Annotated in this window: 28 protein-coding genes and 1 tRNA gene; 13 read left to right on the top strand and 16 right to left on the bottom strand. The window is 60.5% G+C overall.

The genetic code is table 11. The features are described 5' to 3' along the window. Window positions 1-34: 34 nt before the first annotated feature. From hisF to hisB, 5 genes are read right to left on the bottom strand one after another with little or no spacing between them, the layout of a single operon-like run. Complete coding sequence (hisF, locus tag AB7I51_RS07325) at window positions 35-814, bottom strand: imidazole glycerol phosphate synthase subunit HisF (protein WP_428403956.1); 780 nt, start codon at window positions 812-814, stop codon at window positions 35-37. Next, complete coding sequence (gene hisA / locus AB7I51_RS07320; RefSeq protein WP_428403980.1) at window positions 814-1563, bottom strand: 1-(5-phosphoribosyl)-5-[(5-phosphoribosylamino)methylideneamino]imidazole-4-carboxamide isomerase; 750 nt, start codon at window positions 1561-1563, stop codon at window positions 814-816. Before hisA ends, hisF begins: the two co-directional genes overlap by 1 nt. Then, the gene (gene hisH, locus AB7I51_RS07315; RefSeq protein WP_428403955.1) at window positions 1560-2210 is read right to left on the bottom strand and encodes an imidazole glycerol phosphate synthase subunit HisH; all 651 of its coding nucleotides are present in this window, start codon (window positions 2208-2210) and stop codon (window positions 1560-1562) included. Before hisH ends, hisA begins: the two co-directional genes overlap by 4 nt. Continuing rightward, window positions 2207-2623, bottom strand: a complete 417-nt coding sequence (locus AB7I51_RS07310) for a DUF2628 domain-containing protein (RefSeq protein WP_428403954.1) — start codon at window positions 2621-2623, stop codon at window positions 2207-2209. Before AB7I51_RS07310 ends, hisH begins: the two co-directional genes overlap by 4 nt. A gap of 34 nt (window positions 2624-2657) precedes the next feature. Beyond that, a complete protein-coding gene (gene hisB / locus AB7I51_RS07305) occupies window positions 2658-3254 on the bottom strand; it encodes an imidazoleglycerol-phosphate dehydratase HisB (protein WP_428403953.1) in 597 nt (198 codons plus the stop codon). Window positions 3255-3633: 379 nt separating this feature from the next. Between hisB and AB7I51_RS07300 the strand changes: the two genes are divergently transcribed. The 4 genes from AB7I51_RS07300 to trpS all read left to right on the top strand — a co-directional run bounded on the left by AB7I51_RS07300 (window position 3634) and on the right by trpS (window position 7611). Then, window positions 3634-4311 (top strand): hypothetical protein, encoded by a 678-nt coding sequence (locus AB7I51_RS07300; RefSeq protein WP_428403952.1) that lies wholly within the window; start codon window positions 3634-3636, stop codon window positions 4309-4311. Between the two features lie 89 nt (window positions 4312-4400). Next, window positions 4401-4964 (top strand): ATP-dependent protease subunit HslV, encoded by a 564-nt coding sequence (gene hslV / locus AB7I51_RS07295; protein WP_428403951.1) that lies wholly within the window; start codon window positions 4401-4403, stop codon window positions 4962-4964. Between the two features lie 83 nt (window positions 4965-5047). Beyond that, a complete protein-coding gene (gene hslU, locus AB7I51_RS07290) occupies window positions 5048-6352 on the top strand; it encodes an ATP-dependent protease ATPase subunit HslU (protein ID WP_428403950.1) in 1305 nt (434 codons plus the stop codon). A gap of 224 nt (window positions 6353-6576) precedes the next feature. Next, window positions 6577-7611: a tryptophan--tRNA ligase gene (gene trpS / locus AB7I51_RS07285; RefSeq protein ID WP_428403949.1), complete on the top strand. Its 1035-nt coding sequence runs from the start codon at window positions 6577-6579 to the stop codon at window positions 7609-7611. A 7-nt stretch (window positions 7612-7618) separates the two neighbouring features. Here trpS and AB7I51_RS07280 read toward each other — a convergent pair whose 3' ends face one another. The 5 genes from AB7I51_RS07280 to AB7I51_RS07260 are packed head-to-tail and all read right to left on the bottom strand — an operon-like array spanning window position 7619 to window position 12284. Beyond that, window positions 7619-7957, bottom strand: coding sequence for a HepT-like ribonuclease domain-containing protein (locus AB7I51_RS07280; RefSeq protein WP_428403948.1), 339 nt, complete (start codon window positions 7955-7957; stop codon window positions 7619-7621). Then, entirely contained in the window at window positions 7954-8244 is a 291-nt protein-coding gene (locus tag AB7I51_RS07275; protein ID WP_428403947.1) for a nucleotidyltransferase family protein, read from the bottom strand. The genes AB7I51_RS07280 and AB7I51_RS07275 overlap by 4 nt, the downstream gene beginning before the upstream one ends. A 36-nt stretch (window positions 8245-8280) precedes the next feature. Beyond that, window positions 8281-9567, bottom strand: a complete 1287-nt coding sequence (gene glcF, locus AB7I51_RS07270) for a glycolate oxidase subunit GlcF (protein WP_428403946.1) — start codon at window positions 9565-9567, stop codon at window positions 8281-8283. A gap of 6 nt (window positions 9568-9573) precedes the next feature. Then, on the bottom strand, window positions 9574-10788 hold the full coding sequence (glcE, locus tag AB7I51_RS07265; protein WP_428403945.1) for a glycolate oxidase subunit GlcE: 1215 nt from the start codon (window positions 10786-10788) through the stop codon (window positions 9574-9576). A gap of 2 nt (window positions 10789-10790) precedes the next feature. Then, window positions 10791-12284 carry an FAD-linked oxidase C-terminal domain-containing protein gene (locus tag AB7I51_RS07260; RefSeq protein WP_428403944.1) on the bottom strand — a complete coding sequence of 498 codons (1494 nt, stop codon included), beginning with the start codon at window positions 12282-12284 and terminating at the stop codon, window positions 10791-10793. 248 nt (window positions 12285-12532) lie between these two features. Between AB7I51_RS07260 and AB7I51_RS07255 the strand changes: the two genes are divergently transcribed. The 5 genes from AB7I51_RS07255 to AB7I51_RS07235 all read left to right on the top strand — a co-directional run bounded on the left by AB7I51_RS07255 (window position 12533) and on the right by AB7I51_RS07235 (window position 14960). Beyond that, entirely contained in the window at window positions 12533-12907 is a 375-nt protein-coding gene (locus AB7I51_RS07255; protein WP_428403943.1) for a response regulator, read from the top strand. 123 nt (window positions 12908-13030) lie between these two features. Continuing rightward, a tRNA-Ala gene (locus AB7I51_RS07250) sits at window positions 13031-13106 on the top strand. Between the two features lie 138 nt (window positions 13107-13244). Next, the gene (locus AB7I51_RS07245; RefSeq protein ID WP_428403942.1) at window positions 13245-13604 is read left to right on the top strand and encodes a hypothetical protein; all 360 of its coding nucleotides are present in this window, start codon (window positions 13245-13247) and stop codon (window positions 13602-13604) included. Between the two features lie 16 nt (window positions 13605-13620). Next, entirely contained in the window at window positions 13621-13833 is a 213-nt protein-coding gene (locus AB7I51_RS07240; protein WP_428403941.1) for a hypothetical protein, read from the top strand. Between the two features lie 164 nt (window positions 13834-13997). Beyond that, window positions 13998-14960: a hypothetical protein gene (locus AB7I51_RS07235; protein ID WP_428403940.1), complete on the top strand. Its 963-nt coding sequence runs from the start codon at window positions 13998-14000 to the stop codon at window positions 14958-14960. Window positions 14961-15021: 61 nt separating this feature from the next. Here AB7I51_RS07235 and AB7I51_RS07230 read toward each other — a convergent pair whose 3' ends face one another. The 6 genes from AB7I51_RS07230 to AB7I51_RS07205 form a co-directional block, all read right to left on the bottom strand. Continuing rightward, entirely contained in the window at window positions 15022-15363 is a 342-nt protein-coding gene (locus AB7I51_RS07230) for a thermonuclease family protein (protein ID WP_428403939.1), read from the bottom strand. A gap of 229 nt (window positions 15364-15592) precedes the next feature. Next, window positions 15593-15958, bottom strand: a complete 366-nt coding sequence (locus AB7I51_RS07225) for a hypothetical protein (protein WP_428403938.1) — start codon at window positions 15956-15958, stop codon at window positions 15593-15595. A gap of 285 nt (window positions 15959-16243) precedes the next feature. Continuing rightward, window positions 16244-18751 carry an AAA family ATPase gene (locus tag AB7I51_RS07220; RefSeq protein ID WP_428403937.1) on the bottom strand — a complete coding sequence of 836 codons (2508 nt, stop codon included), beginning with the start codon at window positions 18749-18751 and terminating at the stop codon, window positions 16244-16246. A 212-nt stretch (window positions 18752-18963) separates the two neighbouring features. Continuing rightward, a complete protein-coding gene (locus tag AB7I51_RS07215) occupies window positions 18964-19200 on the bottom strand; it encodes a hypothetical protein (protein WP_428403936.1) in 237 nt (78 codons plus the stop codon). Between the two features lie 162 nt (window positions 19201-19362). After that, on the bottom strand, window positions 19363-19950 hold the full coding sequence (locus AB7I51_RS07210) for a hypothetical protein (RefSeq protein ID WP_428403935.1): 588 nt from the start codon (window positions 19948-19950) through the stop codon (window positions 19363-19365). 89 nt (window positions 19951-20039) lie between these two features. After that, a complete protein-coding gene (locus AB7I51_RS07205; protein WP_428403934.1) occupies window positions 20040-21338 on the bottom strand; it encodes an ISL3 family transposase in 1299 nt (432 codons plus the stop codon). Between the two features lie 181 nt (window positions 21339-21519). Here AB7I51_RS07205 and AB7I51_RS07200 point away from each other — a divergent pair, with 181 nt between their 5' ends. The 4 genes from AB7I51_RS07200 to AB7I51_RS07185 all read left to right on the top strand — a co-directional run bounded on the left by AB7I51_RS07200 (window position 21520) and on the right by AB7I51_RS07185 (window position 26534). After that, a complete protein-coding gene (locus AB7I51_RS07200) occupies window positions 21520-24495 on the top strand; it encodes a Tn3 family transposase (RefSeq protein ID WP_428406170.1) in 2976 nt (991 codons plus the stop codon). Between the two features lie 379 nt (window positions 24496-24874). Next, window positions 24875-25630, top strand: coding sequence for a nitrile hydratase subunit beta (gene nthB, locus AB7I51_RS07195; RefSeq protein ID WP_428406169.1), 756 nt, complete (start codon window positions 24875-24877; stop codon window positions 25628-25630). Next, complete coding sequence (gene nthA, locus AB7I51_RS07190; protein WP_428406168.1) at window positions 25627-26247, top strand: nitrile hydratase subunit alpha; 621 nt, start codon at window positions 25627-25629, stop codon at window positions 26245-26247. The genes nthB and nthA overlap by 4 nt, the downstream gene beginning before the upstream one ends. Beyond that, on the top strand, window positions 26244-26534 hold the full coding sequence (locus AB7I51_RS07185; protein WP_428406167.1) for a nitrile hydratase accessory protein: 291 nt from the start codon (window positions 26244-26246) through the stop codon (window positions 26532-26534). The genes nthA and AB7I51_RS07185 overlap by 4 nt, the downstream gene beginning before the upstream one ends. The last annotated feature ends 373 nt before the right edge of the window (window positions 26535-26907 follow it).

Here is a 26907-nt window from a genome sequence, read left to right as displayed (position 1 = left end):
GCGCGTCGGGAATGACGTGGGCGTTCAATAGCGATCATCCCATCGCCTCCAATCCGTCGAGGCGCATCGGCAGTCCCGCCGCCGCCATGTGGCGCTTCGCCTGCGGGATCGAATATTCGCCGAAATGGAAAATCGAGGCCGCGAGCACGGCGTTCGCATGGCCTTCCTTGACGCCGGCGACGAGATCATCGAGCGTTCCGACGCCGCCGGAAGCGATGACCGGCGCATGCACCGCGTCGGCGACGGCGCGCGTTAGCGCGATATCGAAACCGCTCTTTGTCCCGTCGCGATCCATCGAGGTGAGCAGGATTTCGCCGGCGCCGAGTTCGGTCACCTCGCGCGCGTAGTCGACGGCGTCAATCCCGGTCTGGCGGCGCCCGCCATGGGTGAAGATTTCCCAGCGCCCGTCCGCGACGCGCTTGGCGTCGATCGCGACGACGATGCATTGCGCGCCGAATTTTTCGGACGCTTCGCGAACGAAACCGCGATTGGCGACGGCTGCTGAATTAATCGAGACCTTGTCGGCGCCGGCGAGCAGGAGATTGCGGATGTCGTCCAGCGTGCGCACGCCGCCGCCGACGGTCAGCGGCATGAAGCAGGCTTCTGCGGTGCGCTGCACGACGTCGAGCAGAATGCCGCGATTCTCATGGCTCGCGGTGATGTCGAGAAAGCAGAGTTCGTCGGCGCCGGCGGCGTCATAGGCGATGGCGCATTCCACAGGATCGCCAGCGTCGCGCAGATCGACGAAATTAACGCCTTTGACGACGCGGCCTTCCTTCACATCCAGGCAGGGAATGACGCGGGCTTTGAGCATCAGGCGTCCTCCGTCGCCGCCCGCGCGCGGCGTATCAACGCCAGCGCCTGCGCCGGATCGAGCCGCCCGTCATAGAGCGCGCGCCCGGTGATGGCGCCGGCGAGTTTGCGGCAGTCCGGCTGCAGCAGCCGCTCGACATCGGCGAGCGACGCGAGGCCGCCCGAGGCGATAACGGGAATCGTCAACGCGTCGGCGAGCGCCAGAGTGGCGTCGATGTTGAGGCCAGTGAGCACGCCGTCGCGCGAAATATCGGTGTAGATGATGGCGCTGACGCCAGCGTCTTCGAAGCTCCTGCCGAGATCGAGCGCCGACATACGCGTCGCGCGCGCCCATCCGTCGACGGCGACGCAGCCGTCCTTGGCGTCGACTCCGACCGCGACGCGGCCGGGATAGAGTCGCGCGGCCTCGCGCACGAAAGAGGGGTCCTTGACCGCCGCCGTGCCGATGATGACGCGGGCGACGCCCTGGTCCAGCCAGCGCGACAGCGTGCGCATGTCGCGAATGCCGCCGCCAAGCTGCACGGGAATGGTCAGCGCCGCGAGAATTGCTTCGACGGCGGAAGCGTTACGCGGCGCGCCCGCGAAGGCGCCGTCGAGATCGACGACATGGAGATATTCGAATCCGACCCGCTCGAAGGCGCGCGCCTGTTCCGCCGGATCGTCGCTGAACACGGTCGCGCGATCCATGTCGCCCTGGGCGAGGCGCACGCACTGCCCTTCCTTCAAATCGATTGCGGGAAACAGGATCACGGTCGCCACCTGAGGAAATTGCTGATCAAGGCTAAGCCGAGCCTCTGGCTTTTTTCGGGATGAAACTGCACGCCGACAAGATTGTCGCGGGCGACCGCCGCGGTCAGCGGCGCGCCATAATCCGTCGTCGCCAGGATGTGTTCGGGCGCCGACGGCGTGAGCTGAAACGAGTGCACGAAATAGGCGTGCAATCCGCGCTCTCCGGTCGGCACGCCGGAAAAGAGCGGATGTTCGCGACTCAGCGTAAGCGTGTTCCAGCCCATGTGGGGGATTTTCAATGAAGGATCGGCAGGCGTGATCGCCGCGACGTCTCCTGGAATCCAGCCGAGCCCCGGCCATTCGCCATGCTCGAGGCCACGCGCGCCCATGAGCTGCATCCCAACGCAAATGCCTAAGAACGGCCGGCCGCGGTCGATGGCCGCCTCCTGCAGCGCGGCGTAAAGGCCCTCGATCGCCATCAGGCCGCGACGGCAATCGGCGAAAGCGCCGACGCCCGGCAGAACGACGCGCTCGGCGGCGCGCACGACGTCAGGTTCGCTGGTGACGCGGATATTGGCCGGCTGCTGCGATTCGCGGGCCGCGCGCTCAAAGGCTTTCAAGGCGGAATGAAGATTGCCCGACCCGTAGTCGATGATCGCCGTCGTCAAGGAGCAGGCTCCCGAGCGACGTCTTCCTTGGCGACGGGGCGGTGACGGTGAAAATACGCCGCCTCGGCTTCGTCGATGTCGTCGCCGACGACAAGGTCCTGCTCGACATAGCCGCGACGCGCCAAATTCCAGCCGACGAGCCGCTCTCCCTCGAAGCCAAGCCAGACGGCGAGCGCGAAGGTGAGCCAGGAGATGGCGTCGCGCGAGACCCGCATTTTCCAGGCGAGAAGCGATAAGGCGACGAGCAGAAGCGTCCACAGGCCGGCGACGATCCAAGCCCGGCGCCAGGCAAGCCAGAACGGGCCGAAAAGCGCGGCCGGCCAGGAAAAGCCGTCGCGCAGAAAGACGATCTTATCCGGCGCGGGAAGCGCGCCCGACGCCGTTCGCGGAAAATGAACAGTGAATATGGCCATCGGCCGTCCTCTCCTCGGCGTCACGCGCCTCCTGTCAGGCGGTGAGCGTTCCCTTGGTAGAGGGCGCTTCGCCTTGCGAACGGCGCGGATCGATCGCGACCGCCTTACCGAACGCCCGCGCGAAGCCCTTGAAGGCGCTTTCGGCGATATGATGGCTGTTGACGCCGCGCAGGCATTCGATGTGCAGTCCGATGCGGGCTTGAACCGCGAAAGCCTGAAAGAATTCGCGCATCAATTCCGTGTCGAAGTCGCCGATCCGTTGCGCCGGGAAGGAAACGTCGTAAACGAGAAAAGGACGGCCGGAAACGTCCACGACGACGCGGGTTAACGCCTCATCGAGCGGCACATGGGCGTCGCCATAGCGGGCAATGCCCTTGCGGTCGCCGAGCGCGCGATCCGTTGCCTGGCCAATGGCGATGCCGACGTCCTCGACTGTGTGATGGCCGTCAATATAGAGATCGCCCTCGGCGCGCACCGTCAGATCCAGTGGCGCATGACGGGCGATCTGGTCGAGCATATGGTCGAAAAAGCCCAACCCCGTCGAAATCTCCGAGCGGCCGGCCCCATCGAGGTCAACGGCTACGGAAATCTTCGTTTCCTTCGTGTTGCGCTCGATCGTCGCGCTGCGCATGTCCTACCTTTTTGTGGGCTCCGCCGGCGATTCCGGCGACTGTGGCCGAAGCGGCGGGTTTGTAACAATTCGGTCCTTGATAAGCCACCCGTGCCGCTTCCGCGTCAACCGCCCGAGCCGCTTCCGCGTCAAGGAGAAGCGAGATACGCGCCAACGATCGCCTCCTGTCGGCAGACCGAAAGCAAAGCGGCGAATGGTCCTTCGGTTCGCGTCGATTCCCTCCCCAAACTCGACCACGGCAATTTGTCTGATCCCCCGGAGCGCTTATAGCTTGGCGAAAATGTCCTAAGAAGACGCCTCCATGCGCAAAATGCCGCATCCGACAGGACGTCGGTCGCTTGTTCAAACGGCCGAGGGCGAGGCGAGGAGAGGAGAAAACATGCGCGTAAGATTCTTTTCTGGCCTCATCGCGACGGCGCTGGCCGCTCAACCGACGACCGCCGAAACTTGGCGGGACGGCTTTGTGTCGCGCGTCGAAGCGCTGGCGCTTATCCAAACGCTGAACGCCTCATTGCTCGCAAGCCGCAGCGCGACCGCGACGTTAGAGAAATGGTGCGCCGATCACAAAATGTCGGCGGCGCCCAAAATCCTTGCGCGCCGCGTTTCGGGCACCGAGAAGCCGCCGAGCGAGGAGACGCGCCGGCGGCTCGATGTCGGCGCGAATGAGCCGATAAAATATCGTCGCGTGCAGCTCGCATGCGGCGAACATGTGCTGTCGGAAGCCGACAATTGGTACGTGCCGGGGCGCCTTTCCGACGACATGAACCGCGCCCTGGAGACGACGGAAACGCCCTTCGGCAAGGCGATCGCCCCGCTTCAACCGTTCCGCCGCACGGTTGAGATGAAGCTGCGCTGGTCGCCGCTGCCCGAAGGATGGGAGGCGTCTGCAACCGGCACCTCGCCAGACAAGGCGAGCGGCGCACTTTCCATTCCTCATGATCTCTTCGAGCACACGGCGGTGGTTTATGCGCGCGATCACCGTCCCCTGTCCGAGGTGCATGAAACTTATACGCGCGAGATATTGGAATTTCCTGCGCCCAGATCGCCGGGCGAGTGACCGCGCCGCGGCGGGCCGCCGTCGTGCCGCACTTGCTCAAATCAGCGTAGAACTCTACATCGGCTGAACGTCTCAGGCTGGATAAGCAAATGGATAGCGAACAAGGCCGCTCGGCGGCGATGCATGCGACGACGATCATCCTCGTCAAGAAAGCGGGAGAAACGGTGATCGCCGGGGACGGTCAGGTGAGTCTGGGCCAGACGATCATGAAGGGCAACGCCAAGAAGGTGCGCCGCCTCGGGAAGGGCGACGTCATCGCTGGTTTCGCCGGCGCCACCGCCGACGCTTTCACGCTCTTCGAACGGCTTGAATCGAAGCTCGAACAATATCCCGGACAATTGATGCGCGCCTGCGTCGAACTCGCCAAGGACTGGCGGATGGACCGATATTTGCGGCGCCTGGAGGCGATGATGCTTGTCGCCGACAAGAGCGTCGGCCTCGTCCTTACCGGCTCCGGCGACGTTCTGGAGCCGGAAGCGACTGACGAAGGCGCGGTGGCCGCCATTGGTTCAGGCGGAAATTACGCGCTCGCCGCCGGGCGCGCTTTGCTCGATTCGCCGCTCAACGCCGAAACCATCGCGCGACGGGCAATGATTATCGCATCAGAAATTTGCGTCTACACCAACCAGAACGTGGTGGTGGAGAAGATTTAGGGCATTCGGTATTCGGCAGTCGGCGGTGGGATGATACGACTGCCTAATGCCGACTGCCTAATGCCGTTCCGAAGGACCTTCCCATGGCCGATTTCTCGCCGCGCGAGATCGTTTCCGAACTCGATCGCTTCATCGTTGGGCAAAACGACGCGAAGCGCGCCGTCGCCATCGCGCTGCGCAATCGCTGGCGACGGCTGCAGCTCGAAGGCCAGATGCGCGAAGAGGTGCTGCCGAAGAATATCCTCATGATCGGCCCGACAGGCTGCGGCAAGACCGAGATCGCGCGGCGCCTCGCCCGTCTCGCCAATGCGCCCTTTCTGAAAGTCGAAGCGACGAAATTCACCGAAGTCGGCTATGTCGGCCGCGACGTTGAACAAATCGTGCGCGATCTCATCGAGGTCGCCATCGTGATGGTCAAGGAGCGCCGCCGCAAGGACGTGCAGGCGCGCGCGCAACAGGCCGCCGAAGAGCGCACGCTCGACGCGCTGGTCGGCCCTGCCGCCTCGCCGAGCACGCGCGAAACATTTCGGCGTCGCCTGCGCGCAGGCGAACTCGACGACAAGGAAATCGAAATCGAGCTCACTCAATCGGGCTCCTCGATGCCGATGTTCGAACTGCCGAACATGCCCGGCGCGAGCGTCTCCGCCTTTTCGCTCGGCGATATCTTCGGCAAGGCAATGCAACGCGGCAAGCCGCGCAAGCTATCCGTGAAGGACGCTCAGGCGCCGCTCGTCGCCGAGGAAAGCGAAAAGCTGATCGACCAGGAGGCGAGCGTCCGCGAGGCGATTCATGAGGTTGAGAACAACGGCATCGTTTTCATCGACGAGATGGACAAGATTTGCGCGCGCGAGGGGCGCGGCGGCGCCGATGTTTCGCGCGAAGGCGTCCAGCGCGATCTCCTGCCGCTCATCGAAGGCACCACGGTCGCGACCAAACATGGAACGGTGAAGACGGACCATGTGCTGTTCATCGCCTCAGGCGCTTTTCATGTCGCAAAGCCCTCCGACCTTCTACCGGAACTGCAGGGACGCTTGCCGATTCGCGTCGAACTCTCGTCGCTCAACGAAGACGATTTCCGTCGCATTCTGACCGAAACCGAAGCCTGTCTGACCAAGCAATATTCCGCGCTGATGGGCACCGAGGGCGTGACGCTGGAATTCGCGCCCTCCGCCGTCGACGCCGTCGCCAAGGTCGCCGTGCAGGTGAATACTTCCGTCGAGAATATCGGCGCGCGGCGGCTGCAAACGGTGATGGAGCGCGTGCTCGACGACATCAGCTTTTCGGCGTCGGACCGCGCCGGCGACAGAATCGTCATCGACGGCGCCTATGTGGAAGAGCACATCGGCGATCTGGCGAAAAACAGGGATCTGAGCCGGTTTATTTTGTGACGCGATTCAGGCGGCGCTCGTCGCCCCAGCCCCCCACCGTACCTCTCCCCGTAAGCGAGGAAGGGGGCTCTAGCATCGCGCCTTCCGGCCCTTCTCCCCGCTTGCGGGGAGAAGTGAGATGAGGGGCTGGAGCATTTTGCAAATCTAATCCCGCCAACTGCACGCTTGCGCCCGCGCGCGCTTCTCGCCATAAGACCGCCAAACGCAAAACCTCGGCAAATCCCATGACCACCTTCCCTCAGCGCGTCTTCTCCGGCGTGCAGTCCACTGGCAATCTGCATCTCGGCAACTATCTCGGCGCGATCGTCAAATTCGTCGAGCTGCAGAAGAACTTCGACTGCCTCTATTGCGTCGTCGACCTGCATGCGATCACCGTGCCGCAGGACTCGATCGCGCTCAAAGCCAATACGCGCGAAATTGCCGCCGCCTTCATCGCCTGCGGCATCGACCCGAAAGAGAACATCGTCTTCAACCAGAGCCAGGTTGCGGAACACGCCGAACTCGCCTGGGTGTTGAATTGCGTCGCGCGCATCGGCTGGCTCAATCGCATGACCCAGTTCAAGGACAAGGCCGGCAAGGATCGCGAGAACGCCTCGATGGGCCTGCTCGACTATCCGGTGCTGATGGCCGCGGATATTTTGATCTATCGCGCGACGCATGTGCCGGTCGGCGACGACCAGAAGCAGCATCTCGAACTCGCGCGCGACATCGCGCAGAAGTTCAACAACGACTTCGCCGAGTCGATCGCGCGCAACGGCTTTGGCGAGGCCTTCTTTCCCCTGCCCGAGCCGCTGATCTCAGGGCCGGCGACGCGGGTGATGAGCCTGCGCGACGGCACGAAGAAAATGTCGAAGTCGGACGCTTCCGACTATTCGCGGATCAATCTCTCGGACGACGCCGACCAGATCGCGCAGAAGGTGAAGAAGGCGAAGACCGACCCGGACGCTTTGCCTTCCGAGGAAAAGGGGCTCGAAGGGCGCCCGGAAGCGGACAATCTTGTCGGCATCTACGCGGCGCTCTCGGGGCGCGGCAAGGCGGATGTCCTTGGCGAATTCGGCGGCGCTAATTTCTCGACCTTTAAAAACTCGCTGGTCGATCTCGCCGTCGCCAAGCTCGCCCCGATCACCGACAGGATGCGCCGCATTCGCGAGGATGAGTCCTATGTCGACGGCGTGCTGCGCGACGGCGCCGAACGCGCCCGCGCCATCGCCCGAGAGAATATGAATGCGGTGAAGGATATCGTGGGATTTTTGCGGTAGGCGGGCGCTATCCGTCGTTCAACTCCTGTAGCAGCCGTTCGGCTTCGAGTTTGAGCGGCGCAAGTTCGTTCGCGATGACATCCCAAACGAGAAAGTGATCGACGCCCCAATAAGCATGAATCAGCCGATTGCGGAAAGCCACTATTCTTTTCCACGGCGTCGGCGTCGCGGCGCGAAGCTCAGGCGAAAGTCTGTTTGCGGCCTCGCCAATAATCTCGAAATTGCGAATGACGGCGTCTTGAATCATTCTCTCATTGAGAAATAATTCCTTACCCCCGACCACAAAAGTTTCGATGGCGCGAATGCTGTCGAGCATATGTTCGAGATAAAGACGATCCGATCTCACAAAGTAAGGCTTTCCCTATCTATGAGCGGCTTGAGATAGGGACTAATCCCTCGCGAGGTAATCAGGTCGACTTTCCGACCGATCAGCGCCTCAAGCTCTTCCGCGAGCGCCAGAAATTCCGCAAAACCCCGATCCTCGGCGAGATCGATCAATATATCGACGTCGCTCGAAGGCGTTTCCGATCTTCGCGCCACCGACCCAAAAAGCCTGAGATTCGACGCGCCATGGCGCGCCGCCGCTCGGAGGAGATCAACGCGTTTTTCCAGCAATGTGTCGAGCAGCGGCATTTCTTACCTCTTCCAAAGCATTATAGCAGATATCTTCTAACCGAGCGCTGAAGGCTTCGGCCCCCCGCTCGCCCAATCGAGCAGTTGGACGGTATGGACGACCGGGATCGCCGCACCCGACCTGATCTGAATGATGCAGCCGATATTGCCCGCGGCGACGATATCCGGCGCGAGGCTCTCGATATTAGCGACCTTTCGCGACCGCAACTCGCCGGCGAAATGAGGCTGCAGCACATTATAGGTTCCCGCCGAACCACAGCAGATATGGCCTTCCGGAACGTCGACGACCTCAAAGCCTGCCGCGCGAAGAAGCGCGACTGGCTCTTGCGATATTTTCTGCCCGTGTTGCAGAGAACAAGCCGAATGATAGGCCACGCGAAGCCTCGGCGCGTCGCCCGTCGGCGCAAAGCCGATCTTTGACAAAAGCTCGGTCACGTCTTTTGCGATCAACGAGATATGCGCCGACCTCTCCGCGAGAGTCGGATCGTTGCGGAACATATGGCCATAGTCCTTCACGCTGGTTCCGCAGCCCGAGGCGTTGATGACGATATGGTCGAGTCCGCCGGAGCCGATTTCGCGCGACCAGGCTTCGATATTGGCGCGCGCATAGCGCAGCGACTCATCGAGTTTGCCGAGATGATGCGGCAGCGCCCCGCAGCAGCCAGCGCCTTTCGCAACCACGACCTCGACGCCATGGCGCGTGAGAAGCCGTATCGTCGCCTCATTGATCGACGTGTCGAGAACCGTCTGGACACAGCCGCTGAGAAGCGCGACGCGCATTTTGCGCGCGCCTTGCGCCGCAAACACCTGCGGAGAATCGACGCTCGAAGCGGAGGGAATCCACGCCGGCGCGAGCGCGAGCGCCGACGCGATGCGGCGCGGCGCCAAGCACGCCAATGGACGCAGGGCCGCCGCAAGACGAAACAGCGGACGCGCGAGCACGGGCCGCGGCAAGATGGAAGCGAGCGCCGCGCGCATGGCGCGCTCCTCAAAGGGCCGCCTATATGTCTGTTCGATATGCGCCCGCGCGTGATCGACGAGATGCATGAAATGCACGCTCGAAGGACATGTCGTCATGCAGGAGAGACAGGACAGGCAGCGATCGATATGACGAGCCGTATGCGCATCTGCCGGCCGTTCCATCTCGAACATGTCCTTGATGAGATAGATGCGCCCGCGCGGCCCATCGAGTTCGTCGCCGGTAAGGAGATAGGTCGGGCATGTCGCCGTGCAGAAGCCGCAATGCACACAGGCGCGGAGAATCTTCTCCGTTTCGGCCATATCGGGATCGGCGAGCGCCTGCAGCGAGAAAAACGTCTGCATCGACTTTTAGAACTCCGCGCGCATTCGGCCACGCTCCAAAATATGCGCGGGATCGAAGCTTTCCTTGACACGCTTGGTCAGCGCCGCAAGCGCCGCCGGCTGCGGATGGAAGATGTCGACCGTCGCGCGCGTCTCCTCGCTCGCACGAACAAGCGTCGCGTGGCCTCCGCAGGCGTCGACTGCGCCGCGCACAGAGTCGGTATGCGCGTCAGGCGCGGTCTCGACGCACAGCCAGATCAATCCGCCCGCCCAGTCATAAAAATGCGCGAGTATCGGCGCGCCCGCGCGGCGAATGCGCTCGACGACGGCGAATCCTTCGGTTGGCGCGACGGAAATGCGCCAAACCTGGCCGGCTATTGCGGCGACGGGCGCGGCGTCTCGCAAATCTCGCCACAGCGCCGCTGACTCGCGCACGTCGAGCGTCTCAAACCGGATGCCGTTGCCGGCCAATCGCGCGGCGAGATCGTCGCGGCGCGCCGTCACCGATATCGCGGGACCCTCGAGGCGAATAGCGGCGGCGTGCGCGTCGAACGCCAAACCGGCGCCGGCGGGCAGCATCGCGAGCGACGACGGCTCGCACGGCGTCGCCGTGGCGCGGCGCAACAGCGCGAGACTCTCCGCTTCGCTCGCGCCGATCGCGAGCAGCGTGCATTCGGTCTCGGGCTTCGGCAGCACTTTGAGCGTCGCCTCGGTAAGGAGCGCCAGCGTGCCATATGAGCCGCAAATGAGCTTTGAAAGGTCATAGCCGGTGACATTCTTCATGACGCGGCCGCCGGATTTTACAATCTCGCCCCGCCCTGTAACGCAGCGGAATCCGAGTACATGATCGCGCGCCGCGCCCGCTTTGATCCGCCGCGGGCCAGAGGCGTTGACGGCCACGACGCCGCCGATCGTCGCGCCGCCCTGCGCCGGGCCAAGGAGCGCGCCATAGTCCAGCGGCTCGAAGGCGAGCTGCTGCCCGTGAGCGTCCAACAGCGCTTCGATCTCGCTGAGACTTGTGCCCGCGCGCGTCGAGAGCACGAGTTCGTCGGGCTCATATAGCGTCACTCCGGTCAGCGCGGCGGTGGAAAGCGTCTGACTCTGCGGCGCACAGCGCCCGAGCCGCGACTTCGAGCCGCCGCCGACAATCGCGCAAGAGACGGCGTTCGCATTCGCTGTGCGGATCGCGTCAACGGCGTCCACCTCGTCGCGGATGTCTAGCGTCGCCGAAGCGCCCCGCATCGCTAAAATCTCGGCAGGTCTGGAAAGGGCGTCTTTCCGCCGGAGACATGCATCATGCCGAACTCGGCGCAACGATGCAGCGTCGGAAACACTTTGCCCGGATTGAGACGGCCCGCCGGGTCAAAGGCGCATTTGAGCCGCATCTGCTGCTCGAGGTCGACCTCGCTAAACATTTCGCCCATCAGGTCGCGCTTTTCGACGCCGACGCCATGCTCACCGGTGAGAACGCCGCCGAGCGAAACGCACAGTCGCAAAATGTCGAAGCCGAGCTTTTCCGCGCGTTCGACGTCGCCCTCTTTTGAGGCGTCATAGAGAATGAGGGGGTGGAGATTGCCGTCGCCGGCGTGAAAGACATTGGCGACGCTCAGCCCCTGTTCCTTGGCAAGCCGATCCATGCCGGCAAGCGCTTCCGGCAGCCGCGCCCGCGGTATCGTGCCGTCCATGCAAAGATAGTCGGGCGCGATGCAGCTGACCGCCGGGAACGCATTCTTGCGTCCGGCCCAGAATTGCAGTCGCTCCGCTTCGCTCGTCGAGGCCCGTATCGTCGTCGCGCCTTCTTCACGCGCGATATCCTGAACGACGCCGACGAGATGGTCGACTTCCGCCTGTGTTCCGTCGAGCTCGACGATAACGAGCGCTTGCGCGTCGAGCGGATAGCCGCAGGGCTGAAAGCGCTCGACCGCATGGATCGTCGCTTTGTCCATCATCTCCAGCCCGCCGGGGATGATTCCGCGCGCGATGATCGCGCCGACGCAGCGCGCGCCCGCCTCGACGCTCGCAAAGCCAAGCAGCAGGCCGCGCGCGACCGGCGGCTTCTGCAAGAGCCGCACCGTCACTTCCGTCACGACGCCAAGCAGTCCCTCGGAGCCGGTCATCAGACCGATCAGGTCGTAGCCCTCGCTGTCGAGATGCTTGCCCCCGAGCCTGATGAGGTCGCCGCCCATCAGCACAATCTCGAGCCCGAGTATATTATTGGTCGTCAGGCCGTATTTCAGGCAGTGAACGCCTCCGGCGTTCTCGGCGACATTGCCGCCGATCGAACAGGCGATCTGCGACGAGGGATCCGGCGCATAATAGAAGCCCTGCGCCTCGACGGCTTTCGATATCGCCAGATTCTGAACGCCAGGCTGGACGCACGCGCAGCGGTTCTCGTAGTCGATCTCGAGGATGCGATTGAACTTGGACATGCCGAGAAGAATGCCGTCTTCAAGCGGCATCGAACCGCCGGAAAGCGACGTGCCGGCGCCCCGAGGCACCACTTTGACATTCATCTCGGCAGCGAGCGCCATGATCGCGCGCACCTCTTCGACGTTGCCGGGCAGCGCCACGACGAGCGGGAGCGCGCGATACATGGTGAAGGCGTCGCATTCATAGGCGCGGCGTGAGACGTCGTCGACGATCAGGCTCTCACGAGGCAGAATGGCGCTTAGCCGCGCGATCAGCTCATTGCGTCGCGACATGATCGCCGGCTCGGGCGCCGGCATGAGGAGAGTCATCGACCCGCGCCTCCGATGCGCGCGAGAGGCCGCTGAACGCGCCAGCTTTCCGCCAAAGCGTAGACTTTGCTAAGGCGCGCCGCGCCCTGCGTCCAACCCGTTTAGTTGAGGGCCCGACCGCGCGCAAGCCCGCCAAGAAGGTCCGCGGAGATCGCAAAATCATTAGAAATGCGCGGATTTTTGGCGCTTTCCATTAATCCGCTTATGCTAAGCAATATTCCATCGCACCCGAAAGCGGCCGAAAGGCAATGATAAAGACCATTCTGATCGTCGAGGACAATGAGCTCAATATGACGCTCTTCAACGATCTTCTCGAATCCAACGGCCATGCGACGCTATGCGCGAAAAACGGCCGCGAGGCGATTTCCCTTGCGCGAAACCATCGGCCCGATCTCATCTTGATGGATATTCAGCTGCCGGATATCAGCGGCCTCGACGTGACGCGCCTGCTCAAGGCCGATGACGATCTCAAAGCGATTCCCGTCGTGGCGATCACCGCCTTCGCGATGAAGGGGGATGAGGAAAAAATCCTTCAGGGCGGCTGCGAAGCCTATTTGTCGAAACCGATCTCGGTGGCGAAATTTCTGGAGACGGTGAATTCCTTTCTCGCAGAACGCCCCTGACCGACGATTTCGCCGCAATCGCAAAGTTTTCGACGGGCTTGCAGGCGGCGCGCGGCTGAACTATACAGCGCGCGACGGCGGCGAGCCGGTCCGGACCTCCCCCAAGAGGCGACCGAATGGAATGGGGCCATAGCTCAGTTGGGAGAGCGCTTCAATGGCATTGAAGAGGTCGTCGGTTCGATTCCGTCTGGCTCCACCAATAAGATCAATGAATTAAAGACGGAACACCCGATTTTAGATTGCTTGTTTTGGGGACACGTCGCCACCGCGCCAGTAACCGTCCCTCGATCGGCATGATGTCGCTCATCTCTCAATATTCAGCAGGTTCAGAAAAGCTGTGAAGACTGAACCCGAAGCAGATGAGGCTGACACTGAGGATTACAGGCGAGCCATTTTCATTCAGCAGAAGGCCCAGTTTGGCGTGATACTCGCCAATCGGCTGTCTGATCCCAATGAGGATCACGACACCGCCCGCCACCGTTATGCCCACGTCCGGGAGGAATTGATCGCAGCCCTTGATTTGATCGAGGACGAGTTTTTGCGTGGATTCTCTGCTCACCAAATTATTAAGATGTGCAAGGCAGGCAATGACGAGATAATCGCACGCGCCTTGCTCATTTGCGTGCGGGACGAGTTTATCCGCGAGAAAATCTTTGAAGATTTTCCCGAACTACGGGCGAGCCGCAACTCCGCTTGAGCCACAGGGATGATCGATGTTTACGTTGGGCGCAATAATTCTGACGGTTTCTCTCGCTTGGTATGCCGGACGGCAGAATGAAAACGACCGTTCCCAATATGATGGTGCGCCTCTCGATCTCCACGAGTGGTTATTACTGTTGCATGCTCGCCAGGATTTAAAGCTGATTTCTTTTCTCCTAGGCGGCATTTTGGTCATGCTCGGCGTGATAGCCGACCGCATTCAATAACTCCGAGACGATAGTGAATTTTGTGAGCGGAAGCGATCGCGCGGTGATAAGCGTTTACAAATTGCGACGCATACGCGAACTTACCACGCCAATTGTGGTATTGCAGAGCGATAGACAAGGTGCCGGCTCTGCACGTCGCCCTAACTTACGAGAAGGCAGTTTTGATGCGCCTGAAGGCCTTTTTCTTTGCACTAGGCGGGATAGGACTTCTCACCGCGCCCACTTTTGCGAAGGGGCCTTTTGAACCTTTTTCAATCGGCAATTGGCAGGGCGGCTCCTTCACGAATGACGAAACCGGCGCGTTTTCCCATTGCGCCGCTAGTGTCCCATACCAAAACGGCATGTCGCTATTCGTCGCTGTAGATAGCGCTGGTTGGCGTCTTGGTTTCCTTAACAATGGCTGGCGTTTAGTCGTAGGGCAGAACCTTCCCATTCAGCTAAGATTTGACGGCGGCGCGCCTCTTCCCCTCACGGCAATACCGCTCAATGGCATACTTGCAGTTGTCCCAATGCCTGTTCAATCTACTTTGATGCGGACTTTTATGGACGCCGACCGCATGGACTTTATTGCGGGCGGGAACGTGTTTCCATTTAATCTCGAAGGATCGCTGCGTGTTTTCCCGCTTCTTGCCGACTGCGCAAAACGCCATACCCCTCAAGGGCCGCCAGCCGTCGCGCAGGAGCGCAGATCGCCAAAGCGGTCCGCGCCTCGTGCTTATGTCAATCCACCAGAGAAGGCTGACGAGAGGCCATCAACGAGCGCCCCTCCCGACGCGGAGGCCGAGCGTAGCAAACTGATATCAGAAGCTGCTGCTGAGCACTCAAAGTGTCTCCGCAGTCAGATGCGCCAAATTGTTCCATATTCTAGCGAAAGTGCGGAAACCTTAGCTCAGGTTGTTATTACCAAATGCGAGGAATCAGAACAGAAGTTCGTCAGCTTAGGGATGGCACTGTTCAACGCATCAAGAGCGGAAGTTGAAAAAATCGTTAGCCAAGCACTTGAAAAGCAAAAGAAGAAAATGGTCGCCGATATAGTTAGCTTCCGCGCAGAGATAAATAAATCGATAATGTCTCAGCCGAAGTCAGAAGAACACCAAAAATCAAAAAAGGAAGAAACTGGCATCTAGACTTACTTCATCGCCGCCTTTTTTGAGCCTTGACCTTTGTAGCGCGTCGGGTCATTCGCTTCTAGCGCTCGCACATAGGCGTCGACGATTTTTGCGATTTTGATCCGCTTCGGCGATCCTTTCGCCATTCCCATGGCGGCTGAACCTGACCAGCCCAAATCCCCCGCTTCGCGTTCTTCGCCTCTTGTTCAGCCGCTACATAGGCGCTCGAATATTTTCGATACGCCATCGCGTGACCATTTCTAACAAGCCAAAGCTCGATGTCTTCGCCTCTCACACTGCAGTCCGCGACAATTCGGCCATATCGGTCAATGTCGCGCTCCTGGCATTGGACAGGCGAAGCACCGATGAAATCATCGAGAGTTATCGCAGCTTGTTGTCCACACCGGTAGAGTTTGCCCATGGCATCGAAGCACGGCTGTCCTTTCTCCGGCGCGTCAATGCCGTGAAGCCTGATGCGCTGGCCATGTATTCTCTATCGTGTCGCCGTCGACGACCGAAGCACGGCCAACCATGTCAGCGAAGGCAGTGCTTGAAATGGCCGCAGCTAAGACGGCCATAATGACTCGCTTCATGCGCACCTATAGCTTTAAGGGGGCGGGACAATTGTGTCACCTCTTCGCGGCAGCCGCTTAGCGCGATACCAGCCATTGCATAAGGCGGGTTATCTCGCTTTCCAACTCAGCATCGGTCATTTGTTCTACGGGACGCTTAGGAATCTCTTTTGGCAATAGCGAAGCGATTAGCCTAAGATAGGCCGCAGGCTCGGATATTCTGCAATTCTCAATTGCCGTAGCGCCATGCAATTCGTAGTCGTTCCGCAACGCTTCAACAAACGCTTTCGGAAATAAATTACGTGAGCCCTTGCGCGTTGTCTTAGGCAGGTGGTTTCGCCACAAAGTATGTCCGGGCAATAACTGACCCTTCGCATCGCGTTGCTTAGCGCTATCGAGCGTCCCATCGTTCGTGCGATCAGGCGCGGTAATCTTTTTCTGCATGTTTCGAACCATACCGTCGTTGCATAATCAGCGTCGCCTTAGTTCATTTCCATTGCACGTCGCCCACATATCCCATGCATTTGGTAAGGCAGTCGCGTTCACGTTCGCGCGCCACACGGAGTCCTTTCGATAAATTGCCTTACCGGGACAATCGGGACAACCGGGACAAATGTCCCTCCCTGTCCCGCCATAAACGGCAGCGGGATGGGCCAGGGCCCGGGACAACCGGGACACACCCCTTAAGGGGTGTCCTGTCCCGTCCCGCTCCGATGGTCGCCTGCTGGATCAAGGGAGCCATAGGACGCGCCTTCCGTTGTGCTCAGCGGCGTTGACGCGCTGTGCCTTGATCGCCGCCTCAACTGAACGGCTGAAGTTCCTGCGCTGGCGATTGGCAAGTTTTTCCCTATCTTCGTCGGGCTCGGCCTGCTCGGCGATGCGCGCATAATAGTGGCTTCGGACTATATTATCCGAAACGGCGCGCACGGTCGTATCGTCGTTGTAGGGACGGATTAACTTACCGTCCCGTTCGATCGCTTCGGCGATCACAGCCATGAGCAAGCGTTGTGTAGGTGGCGCAGACTTAGCGCGGCTTACCTTTGCGTTGGGTGCAGCATCGTCAATTGTCTCGACAATTAGCGTCGAGATATCGTCGCCGTCTTCATCCTGTCCGATGACGATGCGAGATAGCCGCGCTACGAGACAAATGTCGCTACCTTCGTCTTTTAGTTTTTGTAGAGTTAGCGTCGCGGCATAGTCTCTCTCTGCGCGCTCGCAAAGCACAGTTGTATCGAGCGCGCCGGAAAGGCTTGAATGACCGCGTAATCGCTTGTCGTCGCTTAGCCCGGCATGATGAACGATCAAGACCAGACATTTGAAGCGCGACGCTATCTCGCCAGCATTGGCGACAAAGGCCGTCATCCCGCTTCCGTTTTCGTCCGCCGAGCCGAGCGTTTGCGCCAGCGTGTCGATCACGATCAGACCCGGAGCGACTCCTGCGCCTTCAATCGCCTCGCCGAGCGCCCCCACATCGCCTGGCGCAGTTCCGAGGTTCGGCGCTGCGGCAATCATATAGAAGGGAACTGAAGACGAAAGCTCGGGGTGGGCTCTCTCGAAACCAACCTTTCGCTTTCTCAGCCCCGCCGCCCCTTCGGCAGCGAGATATACGACGGGCGCTTGAGTAACGCGTCGTCCTGCCCATTGTCGGCCCGACGCTATGGAAACGGCGATATAGAGCGCGACGAAGCTCTTGTAGCTCCCCGGTTTTCCATAAAGCGCGGCAACGCCCCGACGCGGGAGGATATGCTTGACGAGCCATTCCTCGCTCTTGTCAAAGGTGATGCTTTTCCATGCTTCGAGCTTGAAACGCCCAGCCACGGGGAAATGCTTCCTTTTTACCTCGACTCTATCCACCTCCTGCCGCGCCATCGCTCGCGCAACGCTGTCCTGGGCCGCCTTCACGCCCGCCGCGGGCATTTGTGGCCTAAGGAGCAATGGGTTAGCCAATCCGTTTGTCCATCCGCTGTCGAACGTAGCCTGCGTTTTGCGAGGATCGTTGCCGCCTTTGGCTGCGCGCTCCATCGCCGCTTCCAGCGCTTTGTCGTAAAGGCCTTCAGCGGGCACCCCTGCCGCCACAAGGCCGGCGAGCGTATGCGCTTCCTTGTTGATCGTAGCGTTCGAGGTTCCGGGTGAGGCGTTAGCGGTATTATCAAGCGACCGCCGGGCGATATTCCAAGCGTGCTCGATTTGCTCGGGCGTGAGCGCGCGAGGCGGCGAAGTGGGAAAGTTATCGGGCTGCGCTCCCATGCCGCTTGCGCCTTCCCCCCGAGGCGCGCTGCTCTTGTTCTTGATGGTTGCCGGCCGCTTGCCCCTGCGAAGCAGGTCCAGCAACCACTGCGGCGGTGGTGGCGGCGGGCCATTCTCTAGTCGCGCGGAGCCTTCGGCATATTCATAGCATCGGCCATCGGGCAGCGTCGCGCTGGGGGCGAGGATGTAGCCGCCCACGCCCCTTGCGTCGACGCCGCGCCCGCCCAGCGCACCTGGGCTGTTGCCGAGCGTCTCGCCCTCCGGTTGACTGAAGATGTAATGCACGCCGCCGCCCGGAGTGTTCACGCGCGGCACGCCGTGAAGAGCGTCGTTGTTTGCCGCGCACAAGCCCACGAAATGCGCTACGCCATCGGGAGCGTCGGGCTTCCGGTCGGCGTCAATGACCAAGAGATTGCTCTTTCCGCAATCGATCGCTGGCACGGCGGCGTTATGGCGTTCGAAAGCCTCGCGGAGTATATTTTCATCAGTCGTGGACCATGCCCGCCACGATGCAACGAAGGTAGGGCGTTTGTCCGTCCCGCAAGGAAACACGGCATTCCCAGCCCGGCCCAGGGTGAGTGCAGCATCTAAATTAACGGAAGCAGGCGATAGGGAGGCGGGGATCGAGCCCGCCTCTTTCGCATTAATGCCCTCGGGCGGCCCTGCAGCGCGCGCGGTGTGCAAGGAAGGTAGCGGCATGGGGACGGGCCGGCGCTTTCCATTTTCGAGGCCGCGATTGATCGCATCGTCCAAATTTTTATTGTTTATCGATTTAAGAGCCGGAATCTCTCTGGCTGTAGCCCACAGGGCGGCCGTGATTTCCGACTGCTCCAGCACGCCGACATAACGGCCCATTTCGCTAGCGGCCTCTTCCAAGGCCGCGAGCCCAGCGCTGTAGTTTTTCTGGGCCGCGACATGAGCCTTCATGCTGTTCAGTTTTTCGAGCGCGTCTTCGCGCTGTGCGGCGGGTTGATTGGCATGGGTGGTCACTTGCAAAGCCTCCCCATAGCGCGCGCCCACGGGAGAGCGGAGATACCCTCGCGTTTTGCCCATGCGGGGGGCGTGCCGGGGTCAAATGAAAAGCCTCGGCCCTCAGCGACCCCCCGCATCAGCGCGAGATGGACGTGGTTTATCAGGACGAACTTCGGCGGGCGCTTAGCCGCCCGGCGCTGGCGACGGTTCATCTTCCCGTTCGTCATGACTCACGCCGCCTGCGTCTCGGAGGTCGACTTTTGCGCCTTGCCGATCTTCGACAGCGCCCAGGCGTCCAGGTCTTCGGGCTTGTAAATCGCGGCGTTCGCCGCTTTGTGGAAGATCGGGCCACCGCCTACGACGGCCAGCTTCGCCAGAGTTTTTTCGGAGCCGAATCCGTAGTTGGCTTTAAGATATTCGCCAGCTGACTTACGGCGGAGATATTGGGCCGGATGCAACTTGGTCACTCCTCTGATGAGCGCCGTAGCGCTAGGAATGACTATGAAATCTACGCACAATTTCGGGCTTGTCGAAATGTCTTAATGCCCCAAGCAAAAAATCTTTGGGGCATTTTCTTGGGGCATTTATTTTGCCAGGTCTCTCGATATTCGGCGGACTCCCGGAACTTTTCATGGGGCATTCTTTAACGGCCGTCCTGGGTTCGCCATCGGGTACAGTTCATGCCAAATTCGTTCGAAGTGTTGCTTTTTAATGCCTCGATCTTGGAAGAATTCCTTATTGTCTTCCCATGCCCGAATCCGTGGCCTTCCACCCAGCTCGCATTCCTTGGCCTTTATCCACTTTGTCAGCTCCACTTCGGTCATCAACGGCTTTGTATGTGCCTTTGCTACCTTCAATTGTTCCCTTAACCACGCAGCAAACGACGCCTTGCCTACATGGACGCAGTGAATCTGAGGTCGCTTCCCGCCGCGGAATATTTCAGCGAAAGCTTCATCCGAATAGCCATCGATGGCGGGCTCAATCGAATTGTTTTTGTCGGGGACTAGATCGTAACTATTGCCAGCGAAAATGCCGGGGTCGATCCGTTCGCGCCGTTTTTCGCCAGCGTAGAGAACTATTTCCTCCATCTTTGCCGCATCGAAGAGCGCTCGCCATGCCCGCGTCTTTCTCGCGGCCGATAAAGGCCAATGCTTCGCGAGCATATCTATTTCAAAAGTTGGCTTACCAAATGCCAAAATATTTAAGACGACATTCAATGAGATCGCATCGCCTTCACAATTCGCCACAGATGCAATGCTCAGTCCTCCCGGCGGCTTCCATTGCTTCCTTTGGAATTTTTCGGCCGCTAATATTCGAGGATCGAATTGAGGCTTACCCGATCCGCCACCTGACGCGCTTGTGGCGCACCGTGGCGTATTCCCTGCGCATAAAGTCCGCAGCGGTCTCGGCTGACGACTTCTACATTCGGATGCTGGCGCAGCCAGTCCGCCGTTTCTTCCGTCGAACGTCCGGGCAAGACGTCGATAACTTCGCGTCGCTCCAGATCCACCATCACGGTCCCGTAACTCTCTCCCTTCCGCCAGCTCCAATCGTCGATGCCCAACGCACGAACGTCATTGATCCCGCGGCTCGAGCCCCGTTTCAACTGCCGCAGAAGGGTGTCGTCGCTCGCCGGCATGCCGAGGCGGTTTATCAGCCGCTCGCATGGCTTGCCGCCGGCGCCATGCGCAAATAGCTGAAGAAGGCGGCCAACACGTAACGTCCGACGCGCATGTCGGGCGGCGACGCCGGGAAGCTGATCGGAGAATGTTTTCCGTGCGCACAACCTATTCAGACAACGCCAACGCGTCATCAGGACTTTCAATGCGACAACCGCGCCTTGAGCCGGCAGATCCTGTAAACAGCGCGAATATCGACTGTGTCGCCGTCGTGATCGCGCCCCGCATCCGGGACAGAAGCCGATCTCTCGCGCGGCGGCCGAAATTACCCAACGATCGCCATCGCACTCCACCGCCGTAACTCTGACGCCTGGCCCAAGCGTCCATGTTGATTTTGCTTGCATGCGGCTCAATACGGGCCGCGAAGTCACCAACCGGTAAAAAGCACGAAATGTGAGGCAGACCCCGTTTGATGGCTTTTTTGGCGCAAAGTTCGATATTCTCAATCCAAGATGGCTTCTGACAATGACTCTGAGCAATTGCTCGTAAGAATATGCGCGAGGACCGCCAAACTCGAAGGTGATCGCATGCGCGTCCTTCCGATCCAACGCCCGAACGATTGCTTCCGCCACATCCTCCACATAGGTGGGCTGCAGTCTCGTGAGACCGCGCCCGAACATCGGATAGATTGGAAGCCGGCCGAGCAGTTTGAGGATTGGGGTGAGAAATGAATCGTCCGGTCCGAACATTACCGCCGGGCGAATTAGAATTGCGTCTGCGAACGCAGCCCGAACCGCCAATTCGCCTTCGCCACGCTTGCGGATATAGAGCGATGACGAGCCAGCATCAGAACCGATTCCAGAAATGTGCGCGAGCCGCTCCACTCCGGCTCGACGTGCTTGATTCGCCACTCGTTGAGCAGCCTCGACATGCACGGAATGAAAAGTCTCGCGGCCATGCTCGACGTGTAGACTGACCGCATTCACAACGCCGTAAGGGGGTCAGCGCAGAATCTTCCCAAAATCGTACGTTAAGGGCGGTTGGACGTTTAGAAATAAGCAGCTCCTCCCCGATTTGGACCTCTGATTTCTTGCAAGAATGCTGATTTTTGAATTCCCGGCCAAACTGCAGCGCCACCATTCGTGGCTGCGCGGCAGGAGGCCAGCAATGAAAAAACACGAAATTCTTTCCCCACAATCCCGGGCTGAGTTGTTCGACCCGCCGACAGATCCGGCAGCTATCGTTCGGCAGTACACGTTCTCGCTCGATGATTTGACATTGATCCGCCAACGACGCCGTGACGCCAATCGATTGGGATTTGCCGTGCATCTTGCCTATTTGAAATTTCCCGGCAGAGCTCTCGGCAGTGAGGAGGCTCCCGCCTCCGACATGGTCCCCTTTTTGGCACAACAGCTCGGAGTGGGATCAGACGTTTATAGCGAATACGCGCACCGTGACGAAACCCGTCGCGAGCATCTGGGCGACATACAGTCATATCTTTGCGTTCGTCCTTTCAGCCGCGGTGATTATCGCTATGTCGCAAAGATTGCGACGACCGAAGCGATTGGCACGGATCGTGGCCACGCGATCGTCGCAGCCATGATCGAGGCTTTGAGATCCCGTGGCATTTTGTTGCCTGCGCCGACAATTTTGGAGCGCATCGGCTTGGCGGCACGCGCTCGCGCCCGAAAGCAGGCTCACACGAACCTTATAGAGGGATTGGAACAACAAAGGATCGCCGCACTGCAGGCGTTGATAGCAGTCAGAAACGATAGAGACCGCACGCAGCTTGCCTGGTTGCGTGACTGGCCAGAGGCGCCAACGCAGAAGAACCTGGTTGGCGTCGTCGAGCGCTTGCAATTCATCCGCAGCTTGGGCGTCGGTCCGGATCGCGAGCAACGGATTCATCGCGCGCGTTACAGGGCGATCGCCAAGGAAACGTCCATTCTCAGCGCTCAGCATCTTTCGCGGTTCGACACGCCGCGCCGACTGGCGACTCTGGTCGTATTCGCTCGAGAGATGGAAGCGATCCTCACCGACGCGGCGCTGGTCATGTTCGACAAGATGCTTGGCGGTGTCTACCGTCGCGCCGAACGCGCCTACAGAGAAAATGTTGTCCATCGAGCGAAAGCGCTCGATGCTTCGGCGCGAGCGCTTCTTCATATGGCGAAAGCCATGTTGGCCGCGAAGGAATCGGGAGAGGACCAAGACGCGGCTGTCGAACGCTCGCTCGGCTGGGAACGCTTGAAAGCGCTCGTCGCGGAAACAGAAATTGTCGTCACCAACACGCGCGAAGATAATCTGACCGAAATCGTCGAAAGATATCCGACGGTGCGCCGGATGATACCGGTCCTGCTCAACGCATTTGTGTTCCGCTCATGGAAGCCAAATGACTCATTGCTCGACGCGCTCGATCTGTTGCGCGGACTTTATGCGGCGCGGCCGAGACAACTCTCGCAGCGCCCGCCCACAGCGTTTCTGAAAGCGACGTGGCGCAAGCTCGTTGGACGAGGATCTGCGTTTGATCGTCGGGCCTATGAGGTCGCAGTCATGATGACGTTACGCGACAGTTTGCGGTCCGGGGATATCTGGGTCGAGGGCAGCCGCGCGTTCCGCGCTTTCGGCGATTTTCTTCTGCCGCCAGAGGCTTTTGTCACACGACGACTAGAGGGCGAATTGGGGCTTGCCGTCCCGGATCGCTTCGAGGATTGGCGCACTGAGCGAACGGCCTTGCTTGAATCGCGGCTCAATGAAATTGATGCGCTTGCGTCGGCAGGCAAACTTGTCGAAGCGGCCATAACCGCAGAAGGATTATCGATCAGTCCCATTCGCAAAGACGAGAACGATGAAGTAGACGATGTCGCGCGGCGGCTCTATGGCATGTTGCCGCGCCTGCGCATCACCGAGCTTCTCGCCGAGGTCAATGGTTGGACAGGATTTGCCCAGCGCTTCGGTCATCTGCGAACCGGCGCGCCGCCCGAGGAGAGCGTCGGGCTGATGACCGCATTACTCGCGGACGCCACCAATCTCGGCCTCACCCGAATGGCGCGCAGCTCCAAAATATTTAGCCATTCGAAATTGCTCTGGATCGCCGAATGGCATGTTCGCGATGAAACCTATCAGGCGGCGCTCGCGTGTCTGATCGAAGCGATCCACGCGCAGCCCTTCACAAGGGTCTGGGGCGACGGCGGCACGTCATCGTTGGATGGACAATTTTTCAAGGCAGGCGGGCATGGCGAGGCGCGCGCCGACCACAACGCCAAATATGGCTCGGAGCCGGGCGTCAAGTTTTATACGCACATCTCCGATCGCTATGCGCCGTTTTACACCAAGGTCATCGCCGCCAATGCCAGCGAGGCCGCGCACATTCTGGACGGGTTGCTTCATCACGAATGCTCGCTGGACATCCGCGAGCACTATACGGACACGGCGGGCGCCGTCGATCACGTGTTCGGTCTCTGCCATCTCACGGGATTTCGATTTGCGCCGCGCATTCGCGATCTTGCCGATCGCCGGCTCTATGTCGCTGATGCTCGCGCCACATATAAATCACTCGACCCGATGATCGGCGGCGCTATCGACTTCCGCATCATCGGCGAAAATTGGGATGAGACGTTGCGCCTCGCGGCGTCAATCAAAGCTGGAACGGTTGCGCCGTCGATCCTAATGCGTCGGCTCGCCGCTTACCCCAAACAGAATGCGCTGGCGAAGACGCTTCGGGAGATCGGGCGGCTCGAACGCACCCTCTTCACCCTCGACTGGATCAGCGACCCGGCTCTGAGGCGGCGAACAAACGCTGGGCTCAACAAGGGTGAGGCCCGCAACGCGCTCTCCAGGGCGGTGTTCTTTCATCGTCTTGGCGAGATCCGCGACCGGACCTTCGAAAATCAGCGCTACCGAGCCTCTGGCCTCAATCTGGTCGTCTCGGCCGTCATCCTTTGGAATACGGTCTATCTCAGCCACGCCGTTGCCGAGCTGCGCTCCAGCGGAGAACGCGTCCGTGACGATTTGCTCGCTCATATCGCGCCGCTCGGCTGGGAGCACATCACCTTCAACGGGGACTATGTTTGGCCGACCGAGCCACTCCAAAATGCTTTCCGGCCCCTCAGAAACCCCCGCTCTGAGCTACTCGATGCGGCTTAGAGTACAATTTTGGGAAGATTCTGCGCTGACCCCAACAAGTGAGAGAGAACGCAGCTTTTGCGAAGGCGCCCGCCTGTCCGGCAATCGGTCCTTTGCCGGTTGATTAGCGGTCTGTCTGGAAACGATGCTCGATAATATCCCTTTTGCACGGGTCTCAACCGATAGCCGGTCGTCGCCGCGCCGTCGCCGAAGCGCGAAAGATATCGCGCGCATCAAGGCGACGCACGCCGTACCGCGAGCACGTCGACCGCCTCGAAGTTCGCAAGGATCGCAAGCGCGTATACCGCCCTTGCCGAGAGCCGCACGAAACCCACTTAAATTTATCGGTCCCTGGCCTACCCGTCTGGACTTTGGGCCAGCGCAGAAGGCGTCCGGCGTCATGAAATTGCAACACTATATCGGCGGCCTGGAAGGGTTGCCGGAGCCCCTAACGCTGGATCGGCGGGTCTTTGCCGAGGAGTGGGAGAGGCGAATATTCGGCATCCATGTTGCGATGATGGGTCTGTCGGGCCATCTCGGCTCGTCCGCGCCGGCCTATGCGATCGCCGACGTGCCGACCACCTTCCGAGACATGTGGACATGGGCGGATCTGCGCGCCGGCGCCGAGGCGATGGATCCGTTCGACTACTTCAAATTCCGTTATTACGAGAAGTGGCTCGGCGGCATTACCGCATTCCTTGTCGATAAGGGATACCTGCGCGAGGACGAATTAGCGTCGCGGACTACAGAACTGCGTGGCGAAGCGGCCAGGCCGGACGTCGCCCGGCTAGGGGGCGCCGATCGGGGTGGAGCCATTGACGAGCAGATCATGGCATATCTGCGCAACGGCGATACCCCGCGGCGCGACGTCGCGCATCCGAAGTTCGCCGTCGGGCGACGGGTCCGGATCACAAATGTTCCAGCCGGCGCGCACACTCGGCTGCCCGGTTACCTGCGGGGGCGGAGCGGTACGGTGGCGCAGGTGCTCGAAGGCGACTACGCCTACTTCTGGCACACTGGCGACGGCATCGGCGATCCCATGCCGGTCTACATCGTCGAGTTCACACCGGCCGAACTGTGGGGTCCGAGCGCGGAACCCGGCGCGCAGACGCTTTACGCCGAACTGTTCGAGGCATACCTGGAGGAGCCCGCATGAGCGGCCAGTTCGCGTATCCGGAGGACCGCGAGCAGTCTAGCGCGGCCAAAGTCGCCGCGCTGGAATCGCTTCTGATTGAAAAGGGCGTCATCACACCCGAGACCGTAGATAAAGTGCTGGCCTACTTCGAATCGGAGATGACGCCTCTCAATGGCAAGAAGATCGTCGTGCGAGCATGGACCGACGCCGGCTTCTTGGCCCGGCTGCTCGCCGACACCCCGGCCGCGATCGCCGAACTCGACCTGCCCGAGGGAATGGCCGGCGCCGAGGGCGAGCACCTTCGGGCGGTCGCCAACGCGCCCGGGGTGCACAACCTGATCATCTGCTCGCTTTGTTCGTGCTTCCCATGGCCGGTGCTGGGGTTGCCGCCGTACTGGTACAAGGATCCGGTGTTTCGCGCGCGCGCGGCCCGCGAGCCGAGGAAGGTGCTCGCCGAGGTCGGCGTCCACCTGCCCAAGGACACCGAGATCAAGGTGTGGGACAGCAGCGGGACGGCGCGGTGGTTCGTGATTCCCGAAAGGCCAGCCGCGACAGAAGATTTCACCGAGGCACAGTTGATGGACCTGGTGACGACCGAGTCGATGATGGGCGTCGCTCTGGCCGGAGCGCGGTCATGAGACTGCACGGATCCTGCACCACTGATCAGGGAGCGCCGCGGTTCGACTACGAGTGGCAGCGACGCGCATTCGGCCTGGCCGTCGCGTTGTCGGAATTCGGCCACTACCGCTGGGAGGACTTCCAGCACGCCCTTATCGAGACGATCGGGCGCTGGGAACGCGCGCCGGAATCCGAGCGCGGCGATTGGGAATACTACGACCATTGGGTCGTCGCGCTTCAGAAGGTGATCGACGAGCGCGGATTGCTGACGACGACAACGGCATCGGCCCCCAACCGCCATCACTGACGCTAGCTGGATCGGTCCCTTCTCCAGCGGCTGCCTTGTAACAGGGACGGCCATGATTTCGCTTTTCGCTCGAGTTTGCCCGCGTGATACTTCATCCAGCCAATCGTCGTCATTGTTAGCAACGCGGCGGGCTTTGTCACGTTGGTGAGTTTCACTTGTCACTTGCGCCGGTTCGCTGCCAGCCTTCGCGCACGAAAACAAAGGCTCGCCGATGCCGATAGAGCCAAGACGTTTTCGAAATTGGCCCTATTTCGCCAATGACAATGCTATCTATTTTGGTGGCGCGACGTTGACCTTTGTCATTACCGAATTGGCGATGAAGCATTCGCGATGCGCTTTGTCGTGCAGCCAATCGAGATCGGCTTGCGTGGGC

Origin of the sequence: Methylocystis sp. (assembly GCF_050246715.1) — a bacterium.
In the GTDB taxonomy this organism is placed as follows: domain Bacteria; phylum Pseudomonadota; class Alphaproteobacteria; order Rhizobiales; family Beijerinckiaceae; genus Methylocystis.
Note: the sequence above shows the minus strand (reverse complement) of the source record. Positions and strands in the feature narration are given on the sequence as shown.

What these genes read in the sequence shown, in the direction of transcription:
- hisF (WP_428403956.1), bottom strand. Translation starts at nt 814, where the DNA reads ATGCTCAAAGCCCGCGTCATTCCCTGCCTGGATGTGAAGGAAGGCCGC.
- AB7I51_RS07310 (WP_428403954.1), bottom strand. Translation starts at nt 2,623, where the DNA reads ATGGCCATATTCACTGTTCATTTTCCGCGAACGGCGTCGGGCGCGCTT.
- hisB (WP_428403953.1), bottom strand. Translation starts at nt 3,254, where the DNA reads ATGCGCAGCGCGACGATCGAGCGCAACACGAAGGAAACGAAGATTTCC.
- AB7I51_RS07300 (WP_428403952.1), top strand. Translation starts at nt 3,634, where the DNA reads ATGCGCGTAAGATTCTTTTCTGGCCTCATCGCGACGGCGCTGGCCGCT.
- hslV (WP_428403951.1), top strand. Translation starts at nt 4,401, where the DNA reads ATGGATAGCGAACAAGGCCGCTCGGCGGCGATGCATGCGACGACGATC.
- hslU (WP_428403950.1), top strand. Translation starts at nt 5,048, where the DNA reads ATGGCCGATTTCTCGCCGCGCGAGATCGTTTCCGAACTCGATCGCTTC.
- trpS (WP_428403949.1), top strand. Translation starts at nt 6,577, where the DNA reads ATGACCACCTTCCCTCAGCGCGTCTTCTCCGGCGTGCAGTCCACTGGC.
- AB7I51_RS07275 (WP_428403947.1), bottom strand. Translation starts at nt 8,244, where the DNA reads ATGCCGCTGCTCGACACATTGCTGGAAAAACGCGTTGATCTCCTCCGA.
- glcF (WP_428403946.1), bottom strand. Translation starts at nt 9,567, where the DNA reads ATGCAGACGTTTTTCTCGCTGCAGGCGCTCGCCGATCCCGATATGGCC.
- glcE (WP_428403945.1), bottom strand. Translation starts at nt 10,788, where the DNA reads ATGCGGGGCGCTTCGGCGACGCTAGACATCCGCGACGAGGTGGACGCC.
- AB7I51_RS07260 (WP_428403944.1), bottom strand. Translation starts at nt 12,284, where the DNA reads ATGACTCTCCTCATGCCGGCGCCCGAGCCGGCGATCATGTCGCGACGC.
- AB7I51_RS07255 (WP_428403943.1), top strand. Translation starts at nt 12,533, where the DNA reads ATGATAAAGACCATTCTGATCGTCGAGGACAATGAGCTCAATATGACG.
- AB7I51_RS07240 (WP_428403941.1), top strand. Translation starts at nt 13,621, where the DNA reads ATGTTTACGTTGGGCGCAATAATTCTGACGGTTTCTCTCGCTTGGTAT.
- AB7I51_RS07235 (WP_428403940.1), top strand. Translation starts at nt 13,998, where the DNA reads ATGCGCCTGAAGGCCTTTTTCTTTGCACTAGGCGGGATAGGACTTCTC.
- AB7I51_RS07230 (WP_428403939.1), bottom strand. Translation starts at nt 15,363, where the DNA reads ATGGGCAAACTCTACCGGTGTGGACAACAAGCTGCGATAACTCTCGAT.
- AB7I51_RS07225 (WP_428403938.1), bottom strand. Translation starts at nt 15,958, where the DNA reads ATGCAGAAAAAGATTACCGCGCCTGATCGCACGAACGATGGGACGCTC.
- AB7I51_RS07200 (WP_428406170.1), top strand. Translation starts at nt 21,520, where the DNA reads ATGAAAAAACACGAAATTCTTTCCCCACAATCCCGGGCTGAGTTGTTC.
- nthB (WP_428406169.1), top strand. Translation starts at nt 24,875, where the DNA reads ATGAAATTGCAACACTATATCGGCGGCCTGGAAGGGTTGCCGGAGCCC.
- nthA (WP_428406168.1), top strand. Translation starts at nt 25,627, where the DNA reads ATGAGCGGCCAGTTCGCGTATCCGGAGGACCGCGAGCAGTCTAGCGCG.
- AB7I51_RS07185 (WP_428406167.1), top strand. Translation starts at nt 26,244, where the DNA reads ATGAGACTGCACGGATCCTGCACCACTGATCAGGGAGCGCCGCGGTTC.